Origin of the sequence: Nocardia stercoris, assembly GCF_003696265.1 — a bacterium.
In the GTDB taxonomy this organism is placed as follows: domain Bacteria; phylum Actinomycetota; class Actinomycetes; order Mycobacteriales; family Mycobacteriaceae; genus Nocardia; species Nocardia stercoris.
Genome location: NZ_RFFH01000018.1, coordinates 40425 through 60215, shown reverse-complemented (window position 1 = coordinate 60215; position 19791 = coordinate 40425). Strand labels below are relative to the sequence as shown.

Below are 19791 nucleotides of genomic sequence, written 5' to 3'. Positions count from 1 at the left end.
ATTCGCTGACTACCGGACGCCCGGTCGTCGAAGGACGACCAACTGGCTTGATGGGATATAATATATTATACATGTCGCGCCAATGGGCATGAAGCGGCACTTGTTCGGGCATGAAGCGATCCGGTGCGACCCGGGTCGGAAGCCGGCGATCATCGATTCGATTCCGGTGAATCCGGGATTCGCATCTCTTCAATTGGAATGCACTGTGATGCTGATTACGCTCGGGTGCGGCGAAATTCGACATGGTGTCGGAATTGACAATGAAGTCGCCGCAAATGGAGGAATGCATGAGCCGCGAATTCGTGACGGTGGTACCGGGATGTACATACCTGGAAGCGCCGCGATGGCACCGGGACCGGCTCTGGTTCTCCGATCTGTACACCCATCGCGTGCTGTCGGCCCGCGAGGACGGCAGTGACGTGCGGGTGGAAGCCGAGCTGGCCGGCCCGCCGGTGGGCCTGGGGTGGCTGCCCGACGGGCGGCTGCTGGTGGTCTCGGCGGAGGACAGCCGGCTGCTGATCCGCCGAGCCGACGGCACGCTCGAGGTACTGGCCGATCTCTCGGCGCACACCCGCGGCTGGCTCAACGAGCTGGTCGTGGACAGTCAGGGACGAAGCTATCTGGGGCACTTCGGATTCGATCTGTTCGGTGGTGAGTTGATCGAGCCGGCGAGCCTGCTGCGGGTCGACCCGGACGGCACGATCACCACGGTCGCGACGGACCTGCTGTTTCCGAACGGCTCGGTCATCACGCCCGACGGTGTCTTGCTGGTGGGTGAGTCCTTCGCCAACCGTGTCACCGCCTTCGACGTGGCCGAAGACGGGTCGCTGCGCAATCGCCGTGTCTGGGCGTCCTTCGGCGAACCGGTCGCCGAACGTGATCTGATGCGGGCAATCGGTGAGTTCGCGGTGGCGCCCGATGGGTGCTGCCTGGATGTCGAGAACGCATTGTGGGTGGCCGATTTCACGCACGGCCGGGTGCTGCGAGTGGGTGCCGGCGGCGAGATTCTCGATGAGATATCGCCCGGCACCGGGGTATTCGCGTGCACGCTCGGTGGTGCCGACGGTCGCACGTTGTTCCTGTGTACGGCACCGGATTTCGACCGCACTGCCCGAACGGCCGAGCGAGCCGGGCAGGTGCTGTCGGTGCGGGTGGAGGTACCGGGCATCGGCTGGGTCTGACCGCTGACCTGGTTGCCGTCCCGGCCGAATAGTGCTGGGACAGCAACCGTAGCGGTCGGGCGAGACCAGGTCAGCCGTCGTGCACGATGATTCCGCGCAGATTGCGGCCGGCTTTCATGTCCTCGAAGCCCTGGTTGATCTGGTCCAGGGTGTAGCGGGTGGTCACCAGCTTGTCGAGTTGGAGTCGTCCCTGCTGGTACATGGCCAGCTGGGCCGGAATGTCGGCGGTCGGCGCGCAGGCGCCGAACAGCGCGCCTTGCAGGCGCTTCTGGTACAGCGTCAGCTCGTGCAGGTTGATGTCGCCGTCCTTGACGTAGGTGTCGCCCAGGCCCACGGCCACGCAGGTGCCGCCCTTGCGCACTGCCTGCAGCGCCTGCCCGATGTGCCGGCCGGTGGTCACGCCGACAGTGACGATCGAGGCATCTGCCCCCTGCCCCCCGGTCAGCGAACGGGCCAGCTCCTCGGCCTCGGCGATATCGGACACCGCGTGTGTCGCACCGAGTTCCAGCGCCGATTCGCGCTTGAACGGCACCGGATCGACAGCGATGACCGCACCGGCGCCGGCATGCGCCGCGCCCTGCACCGCATTGATGCCGATCCCGCCGATGCCCATCACGATGACGACGTCATCGGGACGAACATTCGCCGAGTTCACCGCCGCACCCCAGCCTGTCGCGACGCCGCAGCCGGTCAGTACCGCGACGTCGAGCGGAATCTCGGGATCGATGCGGACAGCCGACGCGACCGACACGGTGATGTGCTCACAGAAGGTGCCCAGTCCGGCCAACTGCCCGACCGGCCGGCCCCCGAACGAGAGCCGGAACGATTGCGGGTCGTCGAATCGCGCGCCCGTCGCGAGGAATGCGCCCAGATCACACAGGTTCTGCATGCCCTTGGCGCACCATCTACATCGTCCGCACACGGGCAGGAACGAGAACACCACGTGGTCGCCCTCAGCGAATCCGATGGTTCCGGGCCCGACCGCTTCCACGACGCCCGCACCCTCGTGGCCGCCGGCGATCGGCAGGATCCCCGGCGTCTGATCGCCGACGGCGAAATGGTCGTCGGAATGGCACAGCCCACTGGCGACCATCCGCACCCGGATCTCCCCGGTCCGGGGTTCGTCCATGTCCAACTCGACGATCTCGTATCTACCTGGGGACTCGAGCAGGACAGCGCCACGCGTCTTCATCGACCGAACTCCTCTTGCTGCTGAACGTGTCCGGGCACGAATTCCCAATCGATGAATTGTCCATGGCCCGGATCGATTGTGGCCAATACGACTGTGAATGTTTCCACGGCATTCCGACGTGGTCAATTCGCATTTTTCGAACCCCGCGCTTCGGAAACGATAAATCGGCCCGCAATTCGAGCGTGCACGGAAATTCGACCAGAGGGATTTGATCGGCAGCCGCACGACGAACTTCCGAAGCGAGCGGGAAGCGCAGTCGGGCCAGCACGTCGACATCGCACACAGGAAGACCGCCCGCACGCTGATCGCGCTCACAGAGGCCGTGGCGGTCGGCTGACCGCGAGCCGCCCATCGAGTGCCCGGCCAGGTTCCGGCCGGCACTCGAATTGTGTTGTCACGCAGTTGGGTTCCTGCGGACGGGGAACACGATTGCGCTCGGTCCATCGGCGAATTTCAGCCCGGTCGGGATGGGCTGGTGGCCCGACGGGGTGAGGGAACCGTCGGGCTGGATCCGATGGCTGGTGACGACCACAACCGAACCCGCCTGCAGGATCGGTGACGAAACCAGATAGAGCCAGGTGCCGTCGGTGGATCGAGCGACGGTCGCCGGTTCCACCGGCATCTCGAATGGGGAACCGGGCACCGGTACGAGGTCACCGCACGCTTGCACCTCGTATCCGGTGACGGTGTGGGACAACGTGTTCGCGAAGTAGACGAAGCGGCCGTCCCGGCTGAACACCGGGTTGTGGGGAATCTTCCCGGTCGGATAGGGGGAACGGGGGAGTTCGTCGAGTGAGCCGTCGCGGGCGACCCGGAATCCGGTGATCGACTGGGAGAGTTCGTTGGCGACATAGAGGAAGCGCCCGTCGGGTGCGAACGCCGGCGTGATCGGGAATACCCCGGTGGAAGGGCTGCGCGCGACGGCCTGCGATAGGGCGCCGTCCGCCTGGATATCCAGGCGCACTATGGCTTTCGCGATGACGCTGGCCACGTACAGGCGCTTCCCGTCGGGGGAGACGATCGGCTGCGCCACACCGTCGAGGAACCGGCCGAGCCGGACGACCGCACCGCTCGCGGTGGGAATCCCGTGCTCGTCCAGGCGGAAATGGGCGATGCTACCCCGGAAGAAGCCGGCCGGCCCACGGCCGACGCCGAGGTACAGATTGCGGCTGTCCGTCGATACTGCCATGGACACGGGCATGGACAGCCGGGGCAGCGCCAGCGGGGCGCCGGCACGTTCGAGGGTGCCGTCGTCGCGGACGTGAAAGCTGAACAGCTCCGGCGCCAACGTCTGACCGAGGCTGAACGGCGTGCCGAGCCCGACGCCCGTGGCGACATAGACGACCCTGCGCTCCGGGCTCGCGGCGACACAGAACGAGCCCGCCGAGGTCCGGTAGGGCGATCCCGCGAGCGGCTCGAGCGAACCGTCGGCGAAAAGGTCGAGGACGGCGACACATCCGTTCTGCGCCACCACATACAGCCGATCGACCGGCATCCGTATCTTCGGCATCCCCGCCACCGTCCGTTCCCGATCGACTGCGTTGTCGAGAGGAAAGATAGAGTTCGCCGGCGACCGCGAAATGTCCAAGTTTTCGGACATTCGTGGGGCCCTGGACACCGAACATGCCGCAATCACGAACTTGTTGTCAGGTGTCCGAGAACAGATCGAGTTAGAGGCCTGTCGATATGAAGCAACTGCTCCCTCCCGTGTCGAGAGGAAGCAGTTGCGTGCAGGGCTGCGGTTCCGATCGATCCGCGGGCCTCGCGCGTCAGGCCGTCGCGCCCGCCAGGCCTTCGTCCGACCGCAGATCTGTACCGTCGTTACGGGCTGCGGCCCGCACGACGAAGACGACCGCGGCGGCGGCCGCGAACGCCGGTATCGCGAAGGCGTAGAAACTCCATTCGCCGCCCAGTCCGGCGCCGATCACCCAGCCGCCGACCAGCGGGCCGACGATGGCTCCCACCCGGCCCAATCCGACGGTGATTCCCAGGGCCGAACCGCGGCACGACGCGGGGAAGTGGGTGGCGATATAGCCGTAGCCGAGCGCGGTTGTCCCTATCGATCCGAGTCCGGCGCCCGCGACCGCGAGCATCAACAACCCGACCTCCAGCCTTTGGCTCAGCACCACTAGCGAGATTCCGCCCACGAGGAAGAAGGCTGCGACCACCCATCGGGGACCGAAACGGTCACCCAGCAACGCGCCGCCGACCATGCCGACTATGGCGCCGATCTGCATGACCAGCAGGAATTGCAGCGCGGACCCGAGCGGATAGCCTGCCTGCCGCATGAGCTGTGGCAGCCAGGTATTGAGACCGTAACTGATCAGCTGCCCGCAGAAGCAGACGACGGCGAACAACGCGACGGCTGTTCGATTTCCGCTTGCGATTACCTGGCGGTACCCGCGCGACGACCCGGGCTCCACAGCGATCGGCGATGTCCCGTGCTCGGCCACCGCCTCGTCGAGGTCGAGTCCGTAGCGTTCGGCCGCCTTGCGTGCTTCATCAGACTTTCCCTGCAGCACAAGGAAATTCAATGATTCCGGCAGGGTGAAATACATGATCGGCAAGATCAGCGCGTAGAGCGCGGCGATGGCGTAGAGCATGCGCCATCCGTGATCGGGCAGCAGTGCGATCGCGGCGAGCGCGGAAATGATGCCGCCGATCGAGTATCCGGTCAGGGTGAGTCCGTTGTACAGCTGCCGCCGATGTTTCGGCGCGAATTCGACCGTCAAGGCGATAGCCGAGGGCACCACCCCGCCGAGGCCGATGCCGGTCAGAAATCGCGCGGCGCCCAAGAACTCTGGCGATTGCGCCAGGGAACAGACCAGGGAGCCCACGGAGAACCAGGCGACACCCATGATCATGATCTTGCGCCGGCCCAGCCGATCGGAGAGCGGACCGGCGACCAGGAACCCCACCATCAGTCCGGCCAAGGTCCAACTGCCGATGGCACCGGCGGCACCCGGCGTCAAGTGCCAGCCGGGCTCGTGGAGTAGTTTCGGCACTGTCGCGCCGTAAACGATCAGGTCGTAACCGTCGGCGACGGTTGTGAGGAAACACAACGCGACTACGAAGAGGCCGGCCCTGGATCGGGATTGCGAACGTCTCATCTGTTTTCTCCTGTCGATGCGGGTTCGCGGCTACTTCGCGGGAGCGGGCATGAACGGCTGGTTGACGGTGGTCAGGTACTGAATCGCCGCCATGATCGTGACCGGAGCGGTGACGAGCAGCTGACCGGTCAGCGTCCCCAATGCGCCGACCGCCACGATGCCGCCCAGGCACCCGAGGGCCGCGGCGGGGATGAACGGGCCGAACAGGCCGACGAGGGTCGCCGCGGCCACCGTCGCTCCCGCGAGGCCGCCGAGCACGCAACCGACGCCCGCTCCGGCGACACCGCCCACCATCGTGCCTACAGCCGCACCGGTGGTGATGGTGGTGGCCAGGCGGCTCCACGCGGCCTGCTCGCGGTCGTACGGCGTCTTCCACGGCGCGGTGTCCTCGTAGGGGAGCGCTACCGGCTCGTACACGGCGTGCGCGAGATCGAATTGCGGGGTGAGGGTGGCGGTGTGGTCGGCGATCTGCGCCGCGATCGGGAAGGTGAAATCGTCCACTCGGAAGGACAGTGCGGTCCCGGCCAGCACAGAGCCGTTCGCGGCCTCGATCTCGAGTACGTCGTTGTCCGTGGTGATGGAACCCGCGTCGGTCGTGATGACGGTGCTGGAGTTGTTCGTCGTGGCTGTGTAATTCACCGCCTCATCTGTGGTCGGTGCTGCGTTCGCCGAGGCTGCCGCGACTCCGATCGCCATCGCGAGCAGGGCGGATGTAGCAGCGGTCTTCACGCCGTTCATGGAATTCCTCATCTCTTTTCTCGTGACCCCGGTGAATGCACCGGGACACCGAGCACGTGAAGGCGCGCGAATATGCCGCGGCGCTTCAATTTCTGGACGCTCGCCCAGGAATTGAAGCCGCGGAAGTATTCGTCGGTGGGGATCGCGGATTTCGCCGCGAATGGTCCGAGTCGCGCCATGCCCGGTGTGATTCAGCACTATATATTATGTGTGCGAGGTGGTCGCCAGAATCGATGGGGAAAACGAAATCCCAGGTCGCGCACTGTTCATCGGCCCGAACTCACCGGTGTCGCGTCACGGCCTGCCTCATATCAGGTGTCCAAGAACAGATCGAGTTCGAGGTCGGCGCGGCCGGGCGCCACGCGGTACTTGTCGAAGTCCGTGACGCCCGCCGCGGCCAGTACGTCCTCGTCGAGGAAGAAGTTGCCAGTGGTCTCGGCGGCCGGTGAGGTGAGTACGACGTGGGCGGCGTCGGCGCAGATCTCGGGAGTTCTCGAGCGGGCGAGCAGCTCGTCCCCGCCGAGGACGTTCTCGACCGCCGCGCTCGCGATGGTGGTGCGCGGCCAGAGCGAATTGACGGCGATACCGTCCGCGCGCAGCTCGTCGGCCAAGCCCAGGGTGGTCAACGACATGCCGTATTTGGCGATCGTGTAGCCGAGGTGCGCGCCCGCCCAGCGTGGATTCGGATTGATCGGCGGCGACAAGGTCAAGATGTGTGGGTTGCGTTCGGCCACAGCGGATTTACGCAAAGCCGGCAGGCAGGTTCGGGCGAGCAGGTAGCTGCCGCGACAGTTGATGTCCTGCATCAGATCGTATTTCTTCATCGTGAGCTCGCCGGTGCGGGACAGGTCGATCGCCGAGGCGTTGTTCACCACGATGTCGATGCCGCCGAACCGGTCGACGGTCTGCCGGACCGCCGCTTCGACGTGGTCGTCGAAGCGGATATCGCCCACGAAGGGGAGTACCTGCCCGCCGGCGCGCTCGAGCTCGGCGGCGGCGGTGTGAATGGTGCCGGGCAGCTTCGGGTGCGGGACATCGGTTTTGGCGATCAGGGTGATGTTGGCGCCGTCGGCGGCGGCGCGCCGGGCGATGGCCAGTCCGATGCCTCGGCTGCCGCCGGACATGACGATGGTGCGGCCGCGCAATGACTCGGTCCGGTTCACGAGGTACTCCTGGTAGTCGAGGTGGCGGATTCCCGGTGCGGTAGGTGTCCGCCCAGTCGGCGCAGGGCGCGCTCGGCGGCATTGACACCACACATGCCGTGTGCGCCGGGGCCCGGCGGGGTGGCTGCCGAGCACAGGTAATGGCCGGGGAGGCCGATGTCGTAGGGCTGCAGTGTCTTTCGTGGGCCGAACAGCAGCTGGGGGATGTCCTTGGCGCCGGTCATGATGTTGCCGCCGACGAAATTGGGGTTGTCGTCGGCGAATCCGCCGGGGGAGCGGTGCGACCAGCCGACCACGCGGTCCCGGAAGCCCGGGGCGAAGCGTTCGATCTGCGCGATGATCGCCTCGGTGGCGTCGCCGGTATAGCCGTGGGGCACATGGGCATAGGCCCACACCGGGTGGACCGCGCCGACCGAACGCTGCGGATCGGCCAGGTACTGCTGTCCCACCAGTACGAACGGGCGAATCGGCATCCGGCCCGCGTGGATGTCGCGTTCCCCGGCGGCAATCTCCGCGAACGAGCCGCCCAGGTGCACGGTCCCCGCGCGACGGGCCGCGGCGGCGACCCAGGGAACGCCGCCCTCCACCGCGAAATCGACCTTGAAGGCGCCCGGCCCGTACCGGAATCGCCGGTAGGCGGCGGCGATTCGCGGCGGTAGCCGGTCACCGAGGATATCGGCGAGCGCGGTCGGCGCCACATCCCAGATCGTGAGGTCCGAGGGCGGCAGCTCGGCCGCGGAGCGGACCCGGACCCCGGTCTCGATCGTGCCGCCGTGCTCGGCGAGCGCCGCCGCCAGGGCGTCGGCGATCCGCTGGGAGCCCCCCACCGCCACCGCCCAGCCGTAGCGGTGCCCGGAGGTCAGGATGCCCAGCCCGATGCTCGCGCTCAGCGGCCGGTCCAAGGGGTGGAAGGCGTGCGCGGCGACACCCCCGAACAGGGCCCGCCCCCGGTCGGTGCGGAAGGCGCGTGCGAGCAGTGTGGCGGGCGCGGTCGCCGGAATCCCGAAGCGCGCCAACCGGAACGGATGCCGAGGTATCCGCAGCAGTGGCCGCATGATGTCGCCGCCGAGTTCGTCGTAGACGGCGACCGGTCCCTCGAACAGCCGCCGCCACAGGCGTTCGTCGGCGCCCAGGCCGGTCGCGGTGGCGGCCACCGAGCGGTGCAGCACCGCGGCGCTGCCGTCGTCGAGCGGGTGGACACAATCGAATTCCGGCCAGGCCCAGCGCAATCCGTGCCGTTCCAGGCCGGCGCGGCGGAACAGCGGCGACCCCACGGCCATCGGGTGGATGGCCGAACAGTGGTCGTGCAGCAGTCCGGGCACGATCGCCTCGTGTGAGCGGGTGCCGCCGCCGATGGTGGCGGCGGCCTCGAGGACGGTCACCTCGACCCCGGCGAGGGCCAGGGTGAGAGCGGCGGCGAGCCCGTTGGGTCCGCTGCCGATCACCGTCGCCGTGGTCATCGGATCGCCCTGACCGCGGGTTCACTGTCGTGATCGCGCCGCCAGGTCACCGTGTGCGGAATGGGACCGTCGGGCAGCCAGGGCTGTACGTCGACCGCGTCGGCGACCTGCCAGAAGCCGCGTTCGATCACCCCGAGTGCGGCGTCGATCACCTGGTACGACTGGGTGTCCCGGTGAACCGGCTGCGACTCGACCCACACCACGATCCATTCCCCGGGTTCGAATCCCACCCGGGCCTGGACGGCGTCGATGAGATCGCGATTGTGCAGGTGGCCGTCACCGAAATTGAAGCCGATCAGCGAGTTGCAGGCGAATTCGGCTTCCCGCACAGTCCAGCGGTCGAGATCGGGAATGTGCTTGTACAGCAGCGAGAACAGGCCGCGGCCCTGGCTGTGCATGGAACGCCAGGCGATGGTCTGCTGCATGGTGATCTCGGCGATCTCCGGGGCGTAGCCCATGGCCAGCAGCTGATCGAACTGGTTGAGCGAGGGCCGGTGCGCGATAGTGTTCAGTTTGGCTTCCGCGCCGGGGGCGAAGGCCCACAGGGCTGAGGCCCAGTTCCCGGCGTACTGGCGCATCGAGGGCAGGAACGAGACCAGATCCGGCCGCAGGTTACCCAGCACCGGGAAGAAGAGTAGTCCGGCCGCGATCGCGGCGGTGAGCCACGGCGAGGACATGTCGAACACCCCGTAGCCACCGGAACTGGGGAAGCCGACGAACAGGAACACCGTCAGATAGGCGAACAGGATGTTCCATTCCAGCGGCACGGCCAGCGGGAACGTCGAGGTGATGAACAGGTGGAAGATCACCATCACCGCCACCCCGGCCAGGGTCAGCCAGCGGTTCGTGGCGAACAGCAGGACGACGGGCGTGATCACCTCGACGGTGGTGCCGCCGACATGGGCCATGAACGAGGCCAGGCCCGAGGGACGGATGTCCCGCGGAAAGTCGCGGTAGTGGGCGCGTTTGATCGCGGTGAACGGCATGCTCGGGCTGTTGGAGATCATCGGCGGCACCACGTTGGTGAAGTGCTTGCCGAACTTGGAGACTCCCGCGCCGAGCCACACGATCACGATCAGCAGTTTGGCGGCGATGATCATGTCGGTGAACGGCAGTACCGCGAAGAACATCAGAGCCGGGAGATACTGTTCGCCACGCGCGGCCAGGAAGATCGTCTTGTCGCGCAGGCCGCAGAGCACGTACAGCACGACCGGCGCGATCAGCAGGACAGGGCGCACCAGACCGGAAGTGTTGTCCGGCAGCGCTTGTAGCAGCGCCGGCGTGGTGTGGCCGGGTGCCAGCAGAGCGAGGGTCAGTGTGGCCAGGAAGGTGACGTAGAGGATCACGTCGAACGCTGTGCGGGTATCGCCGCCGGTCAGCGGCACCCGGCGCCAAGGCCGCAACCGGATTGTGCCCGGGCGGGCGAAATACCGTGCGCCGCCGGTCATCGGCTTGAACTTACCCGCTAGCGGTCCCCACGAGCCGGCGACGCCGATCGCCTCGAGCAGCACCGTCCACAGCACCAGCTTCTGGTAGACGATGGGCTGATTCCACCACTGCGTGACGTCCCAGAACGGTCCCGAGCCCGAGGTGGCGGTGGCGATCACCACGCCGCCGAGCATGTAGAGCACCAGCACTTTCGCCACGTAGATGGTGTGAATCATTTTCGGCGTGCCGAAGCCGTATTCCGCCCAGTGCAGCGCGAGTGTTCGAATGCGGTCGCGCAGTGGCAGATCCAGGAAGGTCTGTGTGTCCACCGGGGGGAAGTTCCCCGTTTTGAATCCCATGACTCGATCCTTTTCGTTCGTGCTCCGGGCGCGCGTCATCGCGACCGGAAGCTCTTCTTTCGTTCGAATTGAATTGCGGGGCAGTGCTGTTCAGGCTCGAACAGCGAGTGCCCGCAGTTGTTTCTTGTCGATCTTGCCGACCGCGTTGCGCGGCAGCTCCGCGGTGACGACGATCGCGGCAGGCACCTTGAACGGTGCGAGGACACCGCGGCAGTGGTCGGTCAGCTCCGCCGCGGTGACGGCGGCCTCCGGCACGGTCACCACATGCGCGACCGGTACCTCGCCCAACACGGGGTCGGGAACCCCGACCACCGCGGCCTCGTGGACCGCCGGGTGCCGGTAGAGCGCGTTCTCGATCTCCTTGGGGTAGAGGTTCTCTCCGCCGCGGATGATGAGGTCCTTGATCCGGTCCACCAGGATCAGATAGCCGTCGGCGTCGAAGCGGCCCACGTCGCCGGTGTGCAGCCAGCCGTCCACGACGGTTTGCGCGGTGGCCTCGGGATTTCCGAGGTACCCCCGCATCACGTTCGGGCCGCGGACCACGACCTCACCGGATTCGCCCGCGCCCAGCAGGTTTCCGTCCGGATCCATGATCGCGACCGTCTGTCCGGGCAGCGGCAGGCCGACGGTGCCCGGTTTGCGTGGCCCCGACACCGGGTTGAGTGTGGAGGCGCAGGTGCCCTCCGAGAGTCCGTACCCCTCCACGATCGGCACGCCGAACCGCTCCTCGAACCGCGCGATGAGCTCGGCGGGCATGGGCGCCGCGCCGCAGATCACCCGGCGCAGCGACGACAGATCCGGCCGGTGTGTCCGGGGCTGCGCTACCAGCAGGGCGTAGATGGCGGGCACCGCGGAGAAGTAGGTCGGGCGGACCCGTTCGACCGTACGCAGGAACCCGGACGCGGAGAACTTTCCCGCGAGGGTGGTGTGCCCGCCCGCCAGCAGCGGCGAAAGTACACTCACCACAATGCCGTTGACGTGGAACAGGGGCAACACCAGCAGGCTGTGGTCGGTCCGGTCGAGGCCGAGCGCCTCGATGATCATCGAGCACATGGCGGCAAGGTTGGCGTGGTCGAGCACCACACCTTTCGGCCGGCCCGTGGTGCCGCTGGTGTAGATGATCAGCGCCGGCCCTTCGGCCGGGGCGGCAGCGACCGGCCCCGCCGGGTGCGCGAGTCGCGCGACGTCGAGGGTCACCCCGGCCGTGTCCGGCTCGCCGACCACGACCGTCGCACCGGAATCCTCGATCTGGTAACGGATTTCGTCGCTCGTGAGGCCCGGGTTCACCGGGGTGACGGCCGCGCCGAGCTGCCAGGCGGCGAACAGCGTGACCACCAGCTCCACCCGATTGGGCAATACGACGGCGACCACCTCGCCGGCGCGGACGCCCGCCCGGTGCAGCGCCGACACGGCGATTCGTACCCGCTCCCGGAACTCCGCGTTGGTGAGCGTGGTGGTGTCGTCGGCCAGGCAGGGCGCCTCCGGAGCGGAATCCGCTCTGGCGTCGGGCAATTCGGCGATGTGTCGCATGATTCCTCACCTGGTGGCGAATGTGATGTGGATTACATAACCCAAGGTAGGACGCATGCCTGGTGGCGACTACGGGCCGACGGACCAGCGTTGTGCGGCGGTGTTGTGCCGCGAGTACAAACGGCGCGGATCGGGCGGGACCCGGGAGTACTGTGATCGGCCATGGCAGTCGACGTCGATCTCCTGGTGCGTGAGGTGGCGGGCCGGATCAAGGCCGGCCTGGGCCGGCTGACGCCCACCATGACTTCGATGTTCGTCGAGGTCATTCCCGAGTTCCGGCACGACGACGAGGTGCGCAGGCTGATGGTGGCCAGCACCGAGTCCAATCTCGCGGCCATGCTGGACATGCTCACTCTGACCATCGGTCTCGACGACTTGGCGGTGCCGCCGGCCGCCGCCGAATACGCCCGGCGGTTCGCCCAGCATGATCTGTCGTTGGAGGCGCTGTTGCGTGCCTACCGGCTCGGCGAGCACATGTTCGGGCAGTGGATCCTGACGGTGCTGGCCGAGCTGGACCCACCGGCCGACGTTGCCCTGGCCACCGCGGCGCGGATCGCGGGCCTGGTCAACGGCTATATCGATCGGGTGATCGAGGGACTGATCGACATCTACGCGAGCGAACGCCGGCGCTGGGACGCGCGCACCGACGCCACCCGGGCGGCCCAGGTGCGCGCGGTGCTCGATGCCGAAGACCTCGATCTCGCCTCGGCCGAGCAGATGCTGTCCGCGTCACTACGCGGCTGGCACCAGTTCGCCGTGCTGTGGACACCGCCCGGCACGCGCGACCCGGCCGCGATGCTACGGGCAGGCGCCGCGCTGGTGGCCGCCGCGACCGGTAAGCCGCCGATGACGGTCGAGATCGACGATCACACATGGTGGGTCTGGATCACCTCGGTGGCGCGCACCGCACTCGACGCCGAACAGCTGCGGCGCGACCTGGGCGCGCAGCCGAAACTGTCTCTGGCCGTGGGTGATCCGGCCACCGGACTGAACGGGTTCCGGCAGACCTTCCGCGACGCCGAGGCCGCTCGGGCGGTCGCGCTGGCCACCCGCGGTCGCGGGCTGACGATGTATTCGGAGGTGGCGCTGCCGGCGCTGTTCGCCGACCACTTGCCCGCGGTCGAGGCGTGGGCTCGGCGAGTACTGGGCGGGCTCGTGGGCGGAGACGAGAACGCCGCCCGGCTCCGGGAGACGGTCCGGGCCTTCCTCGACGCTCGCGGCAGCTACACCGATGCGGCCGCCCGGCTGCACGTCCACAAGAACACCGTCCACTACCGGGTGCGCAAAGTCGAAGAGCTGCTGGAGCATCCGCTCACCGAGCGTCGGCTGGAGATCGAGGTCGCCCTGCTGGTCTGTGCTCGGCTCGGGCTACCCCGGCAGTGAGCGGCACTCGCATCGCGGATGCCGGATTCGTGGATCAGGCGTGCAGGCCGGTCATTGATCGCATGGGAACCGGTCCACTCCAGCCGCACGGCAGTCCGCAGGTGGCGATGATCTCCCGCTCGGACGTGCCGTCGCTGTACTGGTGTTGCGCGACGCGTGCCGAAGCGGGGTAGCCGCATCTCGGGCAGCGGCCGAAGTAGTTGAGCAGTTCGGTGACCGTGGTCCGGGTGCGTATCGACATCGGTTCGCTCCGTGCGTGGGCTCCGGCCGGGTGATCGTATCGACCGCCGGAGCGCGATGGTGTCACACCCGATTGGGCGCGATCAGGGATTATATACAATATATTGAGATCTGGCGGCGGGTCGCGCGTCCTGTTCCCCGCTGTCGAGGCATGGCGAGATGTGCTGGCGAGGTCGTTCGGGATGTCCGGCCGAGCCTCCTTGCGGCGGTCGGTCCGACTGCGCGGGGCGCGTCGGCGCCCTACAGCCGCGGCGTTCCGTGTGATCGGGGTTACCCTGGCATCGAATATAATATAATATCGCTCTCGGTTGAACGAGAGCCGGCTCACACCGGACCGTAGGTAGCAAGGATGGTGCCGCGTGCTGACCACTGTGCCGCAGCAGGACGTCGAGGGCGTTCGCCCCGAGATCGCCGCATCCTGGGCGCGATCACGATTGAGCGGATTGCGCGCGGACTCGCCGCCGCTGTTGGAGCGCGATCCGGTCGGTGGCACCGCCCTGGCCCGCGCCGCCGCGCCGGTGTTGCGCTGGATGAGTGCCGAACTCGAGGGGGCGTCGTTCGGATTGGTCCTCGCCGATCGGGACGCCCGCGTCGTCGACGTCGCGGCCACCGACCCGGCGATCGGCGACGCCATGCACCAGCTCGGATTCCGGCCCGGGGTGCGGATGGGGGAGGACGTCATCGGCACCAACGCCATCGGGACGCCGCTCGAGACCCGGCAGGAGGTATTGATCCGCGGCCCGGAACACTTCCTCACCGCACTGCGCGGGTTCACCTGCTACGGGCATCCGATCTTCCATCCGGGCACCCGGCGTCTGGCGGGAGTGCTCGACATCGGCGGTCCCGCGACCGGCGATCACCGGTCGCTGCGCCCGCTCGCCCGGCGGATGGTGCACGACATCGAGGAGCGGTTGCTGCGTGACGTGAGCCGGAATCAGGACCGGCTGCTGCACGCGTTCCAAACCGCTGCCCGCCGCCGCGGCCGGCCGGTCATGGTGGTCGGGCAAGGCTTGGTGCTGGCCACGCCGGCCGCGCTGGACCTGCTCGACCCCACCGACCATGCCGCCGTGCGCACGTGCGCCGAGCAGACCGCCGTCGCGACGGTCCGGCTGACGCTGGCCTCCGGCCGAGACGTCGTACTGGAGTGCACGCCGGTCGCCGATGCCGACGGTGTCCGGGTCGATATCGTCCCCGATCACGGCGGACGTGCGACCGAACCGAGAGCCGCGGCGCGACTGCCGCTGTTGGTGGTGGGCGAACCGGGCAGTGGCCGGACCACCGCCGCCCGCAAGGCCGCCGGCCCGGAAGCGCGCACCCTGGACGCTGCCGAGATCGTGCGGGTGGGCGAAAGATCCTGGGCGAACGCGCTGAGCGCCGCGCTGGACGGGCAGGGGCCGACTCTGATCGTGGAGAACGTCCAATTGCTGTCCGAGCAGCTGACCACCCTGCTCGCCGGATATCTGCGCGCGGATCACCGCGATCTCGTCCTGACCGTCACGCCGGGGGACCATCTGTCCGGTACGCACGCGGCGCTGGCGTCCCTCTGCGGTAGCCGCAGGGACCTGCTGCCGCTGCGCCGCCGTCGGCACGAGATCCCACATTTGGCGCAGCGCATGCTCGCCGGTGTCGACGGCGCGGACCGGCTGCGGCTGACCTCGGATACCTTGCGGGTGCTGGCCGCTCAGCCGTGGCCCGGCAATCTGGCCGAACTGGATCGGGTGGTCCGGGCGCTGGCTCGGGCCCGCTCGGCCGGCGACCTCATCCCCGCCGATCTGCCGATGGCCTACCGTGGTGGGCCTGCTCCCGGTTCGCCGTTGCGGCAAGCCGAACGTGAGGTGATCGTGGCCGCGATCGAGGCCGCCGGCGGGAACAAGCAACGAGCCGCGCGGGCCCTCGGCGTGAGCCGGTCCACGCTGTACAACCGGATGCGGGCGCTGCGGATCTCGTAACGACGAGATCGACGCGAATCAGTCTGTACCACAGCAAGTCTCGACGGCAAGTGGCACCCGGGCGAACCACCCGGGTGCCACCTGGACCGCGCTGCGCCTACGAGGGCAGCAGTCCGAGCTGGGACAGGAACAGGGCGTTGTCCCAGTACCCGCGGTGCTCGACGACCTTGCCGTCGCGCGCGGTGAAGATGTCGATCAGCGGGAAGGTCACCGACTTGCCGGTCGGCGGCACCTCGCCCTCCGGGGTGACCAGCGGGCCGGTGTGGGTGCCGGAGAAGGTGACCTCGGCGACCGCCGAGTCACCGGACACCCACACGTTGCGCCGGGCCAGCTTCAGGTCCGGGAACGCGGTGATGAAGGCCTGGATCAGGCCGCGCAGTGCCTCGATGCCCTCCATCGGGCCGGAGGGGAATTCGGTGGCGACGTCCGCGGTGAATGGGCTCGCCGCGAGCTCGAGGTCGCCGGATTCCAGTCCGCGGTAGTGGGTGTCGACGAGTTCGAGCAGCTCGCTCATGGTGTTCGCCCTTCTATGTCGGTGCGGCCCTCGCGTTTTCGAGGGCGTCCACCGCAATGTAGGCCGGGTCGAATCGATCGACTGTCCAAGATTCTGCACACTCCGGTTCGGCGGCCGGTCTTAGCGTCGACCTGTCAGACATACTCCGAACGGAAGAACCAACATGGCTGGAATCGAAGGACGCTCCATCATCGTGACGGGCGGCGCCAGCGGCATCGGTGAAGCGGCGTCGCGGCTGTTCGCCGAGAACGGTGCCCAGGTCACCATCGCCGACATCACCGCCGAAGCCGGCGCCGCGCTGGCGAAACAGTTGACGTCGGAGGGCTACACCGCCCAGTTCGTCACCGTCGATGTGACGGACGAGGAGCAGGTCCAGGCCATGGTGGCGGCCGCGGTATCGGCCTACGGGAAGCTGGACGGTGCCTTCAACAACGCTGGGGTGCCCAACACCGGCAAGAAGCTGGTCGACATCACCCGCGCGGAGTTCGACCGCATCTTCGCCATCAATGTCACCGGCCCGTTTCTCTGTATGAAGTACGAGATCCCGGCGATGATCGCCAACGGTGGCGGCTCGATCGTCAACACCACCTCGGTCGGCTCGATGATCTATGTGCCACTGGCCGCGGAGTATTCGGCGTCCAAGCACGCGCTCGCCGGCCTGACCAAGACCACCGCAGCCGAGTACGGCGAGCAGGGCATCCGGATCAACTCGATCGCACCCTCGACCGCCAAGACGCCGATGTACCTGGAGTACCTCGAGAAGAATCCCGCCTACGCCGACACCGTCGCCGCGACGCACGCGCTGCGCCGGGCCAGCGAGCCGGTCGAGCACGCCGAGGCCGCCATGTTCCTGCTGTCGGACGCGGCGTCGTTCATCACCGGGGTGAACCTGGCCGTCGACGGCGGGTACACGCTGTACTGAGCGAAGGCCAGGCGGCCGGTGACGGATGTGCGGCGCGAGCGGGAGCCGGGCCGGTGGGCCGCGTTGTGGACCTTCCGGTGGGACGGTCGGTCGTGCTCGGTCGCCGGTCGCCGGTTGCCCGGGCTTGCCGCAGAGACCGGCCCCGGCGGCGCGCGGAACGGCCCGTGTGCGGTTGATCGCAGGATGCTGTGTAGGCCGAGCCTTCCTGCTAGACATATATTATGTATAAATCCGTCGATGTGGACGGGGTCCCGTCCGCCATGTTCCACCCGGCAGCGGAACCGGACGGCGAGGTGCTGCTGCCGTTCGGCTCGGCCGTGAGCGGCTGGGGTTCGGGCCGAATGCGAGGGATGGCGGTCAGCGGCGCCCTGGCCCGGGCGGCCGAACGCGCCGCGGCGGCCTGCGGCCACGCCGATCTGCAGCCGATGCGGTGGACCGTCGACCTCTTCCGCCCGGCCTCGATGGCGCCCTGCCGGACCACGACAACGGTGGTCCGCAGCGGCCGGCGGGTGTGCCTGATCGATGCGACCCTGATCCAGAACGGTGTCGCGGTCGCCCGCGGTACCGCGCTGTTCGCCCGGCCGGGTGACAGTCCGCAGGGGCGAGTCTGGTCCGGCGGCACGCCGCAGCAGCTCCCGCCCGGGGACTCGCCCGCCGGCGCCGAGCGGGAACGCCTGTACTACAGCCCCGGCGTGGGCTGGACGCCGGCGCAGCAGGAGCACCACACCGACACCCCCACCCGAATCTGGCACTACGCCGTCCCGGTCGTGCACGGCGAACGTCCCACACCCTTCCAATTCGCCGCTGCCGTCGCCGATGTCGCGAGTCTGGCCGCCAACCTCGGCACCGAGGGCCTGGAATTCATCAACGCCGACATCACCCTGGCCCTGGCCCGGCTGCCGGTCGCTCTCGAGCTCGGCATCGCGGCCGACACCCGCGTCGCTGCCGCCGGCCTGGCCACCTGTACCGCGCTGCTCTACGACCGCGACGGAACCCTCGGCACCGCAACAGTTTCCGCGCTCGCGACCGCGGCCCCCGCCGCGGTGCTTCCTATCCACGCCGCCAATTGATGCCGGACCGGTGGCGTTCCCGGGTGAAGGCAACTCCCGCGCGATCTCCCACCTGACTCGGCGGCTGCGCGGCTCCAGCCCGGTGGTCGCTCGCGTCTCAGCCGTGCCGGGCGGCAGAAACTCGCTCCTCGGTGGGGCATTCGAGAGTGGCGGACCTTGCTCGGTGTGCAATTTTCTGGACAGTCGAAAGCGGTTATGCGGCTTTACATTCGAACAGCGTGAGCGTATTCGGGGGCACGCGTTCCCGAAGTAGCTTCGCGAAATGGACTGCGCGGCAAGCAGATTGCTGCGCAGCTGAGACTTTTGTCGCACCGAGAGGAAATTCATGGGGACATTCAGGAGCGTGGGCACACGGCGGAGGCTCGTATTCCGCGGCATGACAAAGAATGTCGCAGCCGCACTGTGTGCCGCGTTCGTCGCGATCGGCGGCCAGGTCCCGGATGCCGCCGCGGCGCCCTCGGCGCCCGCACGGTTCCTGATCGTCGCCGGCACCGCGTCGATGGGGATCGGTGTGCTGCACGTGGGTGACGACGGCACGTTGTCGCAGGTGCCCGGCAGTCCATTTCCAACCGGATTCGGCATCCTCTCGCTGGTCGTCTCGCCCGACGGGCGGACCGTGTATGTCCCGCATGTCGGCGATCAGGCCGTCACCGGTTACCGCCTCGACGACAACGGCGCGCTGCACCAGATCCCCGGCGCCACCGTCACACTCGACGGGCCGCCGACCGCCGCGCGGTTGACTCCGGACGGATCACATCTGTTCGTCGTGGTCGGCGGCGTCCCGGGACATGTCGTGTCGTTCGCCGTCGCGGCGTCGGGTGCGCTGAGCCCGACCGGTGCGCCGCCGGTGACGGTGGACGGCCTCAGCGCGGTAGGGATGGCAGCCGTCGATCCGAGTGGCCGATATCTGCGGGTGGCGACCTATCTCGGTAATACCGTGTCCAGCTTCGCGATCGGACCCGACTACCGACTCACTCCGCTCGGTCCGACCCGGGTCGATCCCGGCCCGGTCGGCCCCGGTTACACACCCGACGGCCGATACCTGTACGAGAGCAACGAATTCGGCACCGACCTGTCCGGATTCGCGATCGGCGCAGACGGCGCGTTGACCCCCACCCCGGGATCGCCGTACCCGACCGGCGGAGTGCCGCACGGCGCGGTCGTCACCGCGGACGGCCGGCGCCTCTACGTGCCCAACGCCATCGGCGGATCGATCGCCGGATTCGATGTGCACCCCGACGGCGCCCTCACGCCACTCCCCGGATCACCGTATGTCGCCCCCGCAGCCACGCTGCCCGGCCAGGTCGCCCTGCACCCGGATGGTCGGCACCTGTATCTGGCTGATGTCCTGACCGCGCATGTGACCACGATGGTGCATTCCTACGTCATCGGTGCCGACGGCAGCCTGGCTCCGTCGGGGCAACCACCGGTCGATACCGGGGTGGTCATGTCGGACGGTCCGGTCGTGGCGCTGACCCCATAGTGAAAAGGCAAGCACGCCAAGTGAAAGCGCGTCGACCGGGCAATCCGGCCGACGCGCCTTCCCTCGGTG

16 protein-coding genes are annotated in these 19791 nt (G+C 67.9%); 6 read left to right on the top strand and 10 right to left on the bottom strand.

The window, feature by feature from the left end; translation table 11 throughout:
* Positions 1-287: 287 nt before the first annotated feature.
* Positions 288-1181, top strand: coding sequence for an SMP-30/gluconolactonase/LRE family protein (locus EBN03_RS28465; protein WP_122191292.1), 894 nt, complete (start codon positions 288-290; stop codon positions 1179-1181).
* Positions 1182-1251: 70 nt separating this feature from the next.
* Here the strand turns inward: EBN03_RS28465 and EBN03_RS28460 are convergent, their stop codons facing one another.
* From EBN03_RS28460 to EBN03_RS28425, 8 genes are all read right to left on the bottom strand, one after another.
* The gene (locus EBN03_RS28460; RefSeq protein WP_122191238.1) at positions 1252-2373 is read right to left on the bottom strand and encodes an NDMA-dependent alcohol dehydrogenase; all 1122 of its coding nucleotides are present in this window, start codon (positions 2371-2373) and stop codon (positions 1252-1254) included.
* Between the two features lie 394 nt (positions 2374-2767).
* Entirely contained in the window at positions 2768-3883 is a 1116-nt protein-coding gene (locus EBN03_RS28455) for a lactonase family protein (RefSeq protein WP_158675765.1), read from the bottom strand.
* 259 nt (positions 3884-4142) lie between these two features.
* A complete protein-coding gene (locus tag EBN03_RS28450; protein WP_122191236.1) occupies positions 4143-5483 on the bottom strand; it encodes an MFS transporter in 1341 nt (446 codons plus the stop codon).
* Between the two features lie 30 nt (positions 5484-5513).
* Positions 5514-6221, bottom strand: a complete 708-nt coding sequence (locus tag EBN03_RS28445) for a hypothetical protein (RefSeq protein WP_122191235.1) — start codon at positions 6219-6221, stop codon at positions 5514-5516.
* A 311-nt stretch (positions 6222-6532) separates the two neighbouring features.
* Entirely contained in the window at positions 6533-7384 is an 852-nt protein-coding gene (locus EBN03_RS28440; RefSeq protein WP_267899315.1) for an SDR family oxidoreductase, read from the bottom strand.
* The gene (locus tag EBN03_RS28435) at positions 7381-8844 is read right to left on the bottom strand and encodes a phytoene desaturase family protein (RefSeq protein WP_122191234.1); all 1464 of its coding nucleotides are present in this window, start codon (positions 8842-8844) and stop codon (positions 7381-7383) included. Before EBN03_RS28435 ends, EBN03_RS28440 begins: the two co-directional genes overlap by 4 nt.
* On the bottom strand, positions 8841-10631 hold the full coding sequence (locus EBN03_RS28430; RefSeq protein ID WP_122191290.1) for a DUF3556 domain-containing protein: 1791 nt from the start codon (positions 10629-10631) through the stop codon (positions 8841-8843). Before EBN03_RS28430 ends, EBN03_RS28435 begins: the two co-directional genes overlap by 4 nt.
* 90 nt (positions 10632-10721) lie before the next feature.
* Positions 10722-12161 (bottom strand): class I adenylate-forming enzyme family protein, encoded by a 1440-nt coding sequence (locus EBN03_RS28425; RefSeq protein WP_122191233.1) that lies wholly within the window; start codon positions 12159-12161, stop codon positions 10722-10724.
* Positions 12162-12323: 162 nt separating this feature from the next.
* Here EBN03_RS28425 and EBN03_RS28420 point away from each other — a divergent pair, with 162 nt between their 5' ends.
* Positions 12324-13544, top strand: coding sequence for a helix-turn-helix domain-containing protein (locus tag EBN03_RS28420; protein WP_122191232.1), 1221 nt, complete (start codon positions 12324-12326; stop codon positions 13542-13544).
* Positions 13545-13578: 34 nt separating this feature from the next.
* Here EBN03_RS28420 and EBN03_RS28415 read toward each other — a convergent pair whose 3' ends face one another.
* Positions 13579-13785, bottom strand: coding sequence for a hypothetical protein (locus EBN03_RS28415; RefSeq protein ID WP_122191231.1), 207 nt, complete (start codon positions 13783-13785; stop codon positions 13579-13581).
* A gap of 358 nt (positions 13786-14143) precedes the next feature.
* On the opposite strand from EBN03_RS28415, the gene EBN03_RS28410 reads away from it, so the two are divergent.
* Positions 14144-15733, top strand: a complete 1590-nt coding sequence (locus EBN03_RS28410; protein WP_233608696.1) for a sigma-54-dependent Fis family transcriptional regulator — start codon at positions 14144-14146, stop codon at positions 15731-15733.
* A 97-nt stretch (positions 15734-15830) separates the two neighbouring features.
* Here the strand turns inward: EBN03_RS28410 and EBN03_RS28405 are convergent, their stop codons facing one another.
* Positions 15831-16247 (bottom strand): ester cyclase, encoded by a 417-nt coding sequence (locus EBN03_RS28405; RefSeq protein WP_122191230.1) that lies wholly within the window; start codon positions 16245-16247, stop codon positions 15831-15833.
* 163 nt (positions 16248-16410) lie between these two features.
* Between EBN03_RS28405 and EBN03_RS28400 the strand changes: the two genes are divergently transcribed.
* From EBN03_RS28400 to EBN03_RS28390, 3 genes are all read left to right on the top strand, one after another.
* Positions 16411-17169 carry an SDR family NAD(P)-dependent oxidoreductase gene (locus EBN03_RS28400; RefSeq protein WP_122191229.1) on the top strand — a complete coding sequence of 253 codons (759 nt, stop codon included), beginning with the start codon at positions 16411-16413 and terminating at the stop codon, positions 17167-17169.
* Between the two features lie 221 nt (positions 17170-17390).
* On the top strand, positions 17391-18239 hold the full coding sequence (locus EBN03_RS28395) for an acyl-CoA thioesterase domain-containing protein (RefSeq protein ID WP_122191228.1): 849 nt from the start codon (positions 17391-17393) through the stop codon (positions 18237-18239).
* A 376-nt stretch (positions 18240-18615) separates the two neighbouring features.
* The gene (locus tag EBN03_RS28390; protein ID WP_158675764.1) at positions 18616-19722 is read left to right on the top strand and encodes a lactonase family protein; all 1107 of its coding nucleotides are present in this window, start codon (positions 18616-18618) and stop codon (positions 19720-19722) included.
* The last annotated feature ends 69 nt before the right edge of the window (positions 19723-19791 follow it).